Below are 350 nucleotides of genomic sequence, written 5' to 3'. Positions count from 1 at the left end.
ATATGTAGAATCAGACCATGCGCTGTATATGCTGCATCGGTGTGTAGCCATTCAGCGCCATATTGGGTCTTTCGTGATTATAAAACCATTGCCACTGCGTGGCATAGTTCTGTAATTCATCCAGAGATGTAAACAGGTTTTGTCCCAGCCAGTCATAGCGTACCGTCCGGTTGTAACGCTCAATATAGGCATTTTGCTGTGGATTACCGGGCTGGATAAAGTTAATCCGGATATCTTGCGTATTGGCCCATGATATCAGCGTCTTACTGGTATATTCTGGCCCGTTATCACATCGTATTGCTGCCGCTTTTCCTTTCCACTCAATGAGTTGCTCGAGTGTTTGCACGACA

Annotated in this window: 1 protein-coding gene; it reads right to left on the bottom strand. The window is 45.7% G+C overall.

What is annotated here, in order from left to right:
• Positions 1 to 10 precede the first annotated feature (10 nt).
• Positions 11 to 350: integrase core domain-containing protein (locus tag YALDO0001_RS19530; protein ID WP_042840689.1), on the bottom strand; the 340-nt coding region annotated here is incomplete at its 5' end.

The organism is Yersinia aldovae ATCC 35236 (genome assembly GCF_000173735.1).
GTDB lineage: Bacteria > Pseudomonadota > Gammaproteobacteria > Enterobacterales > Enterobacteriaceae > Yersinia > Yersinia aldovae.
The sequence above is the reverse complement of the archived record's forward strand: the minus strand, read 5'-3'. Positions and strand labels throughout refer to the sequence as shown.